This window comes from Lactobacillus apis (assembly GCF_002837055.1).
In the GTDB taxonomy this organism is placed as follows: Bacteria; Bacillota; Bacilli; order Lactobacillales; family Lactobacillaceae; genus Lactobacillus; species Lactobacillus apis.
The window spans coordinates 1-1,218 of record NZ_PDKP01000055.1 but is presented as its reverse complement, the minus strand read 5'-3'; the positions used below and the strand labels follow the sequence as shown (position 1 = coordinate 1,218).

General features: G+C 37.8%; 1 protein-coding gene. It reads left to right on the top strand.

Going from position 1 to position 1,218, the window contains the following annotated elements; genetic code table 11:
- Positions 1-1,034: IS3 family transposase (locus tag CRG87_RS07855; RefSeq protein ID WP_228150065.1), on the top strand; the 1,034-nt coding region annotated here is incomplete at its 5' end.
- Positions 1,035-1,218: the final 184 nt, after the last annotated feature.

Below are 1,218 nucleotides of genomic sequence, written 5' to 3'. Positions count from 1 at the left end.
GATTTAAAAGCAAGGGAGCAAATCGAACGGTTAAAGCAAGAAATCCAGCGTTTACGCCAGCAGAACTTAAAGCTGAAAATCGAGAACGAATTTGTAAAAAAATTGAGCGTCTTAGTCGACCAGCGGACCAAGAACCGCAAGCCCCGGAAATAGCCCAGGCAGTTACTCAACTAAGGCGCGAGCTTAAAGTCAGTGTAACTTTTATTCTTGATACCATTAATGCCAATCCTAATCTGCCCCATCTATCCCGTAGTAATTACTACTATACTTTAAAGAAGAAGGACAAAGATCGGGGTAATCGAGAAATAATGGCTGAAATCAAAGCGATTTATGAAGAACACAAACATCGCTATGGCTACCGCCGTATTACCTGGGAACTAAGACGTCGCGGTTTATTAGTCAATCATAAAAAGGTTCAGCGCCTAATGAACAAAATGAAATTATTTGGCATAGTCAGTAAACGCTGGCACAAATATAACAGCTATCGTGGTACTCAGGGTCCGATCAAGCCTGACCTGATTAAGCGTAACTTTAGTGCAGTTTATCCCAACCACAAATGGTATTCAGATATAACTGAGTTTAAGCTCAATGGACAAAAGACCTATTTATCACCAATCATTGATGGGTGTACCCAAGAGATAATTTCCTACACTATTTCTCGTAGTCCTAATCTTAAGCAGACAATGGATATGTTAAACCATGCGTGGCACAAATATCCAGCCTTGAATGGCTTAATCTTCCACACAGATCAGGGTTGGCAATACCAGAATTATAGATTTCAAGCATGGCTCAAAAATCATGGCATTAGCCAGTCAATGTCACGCAAGGGCAATTCACTTGATGATGGGTTAATGGAAGGCTTCTTCGGAATACTCAAACGAGAAATGTTTTATGGATTTGAAAAGCAGTTTAAGAATCTCAATCAACTGGAAGATGCGATTAGAGACTACATTGAGTATTACAATCAGAAAAGAATCAAAAGCAAACTAAAAGGACTAACTCCGATTGAATATCGGAAGTTAGTCCTCAGTTAGCAGCTAATCTAATATAAAGTGTCCTAATTTTAGGGTTCACATCATAATTAGAGCTTGATGTTTTTAGGTAAATCCAATTTTTCAAACCGCTACTTGTATAAAACTTGAACAATGTTTTATTAACTCATTTTTAAGTTGTAATTAAGTAACGCGTATTGTGATTGCAGTTACAGTAAATAAAAGA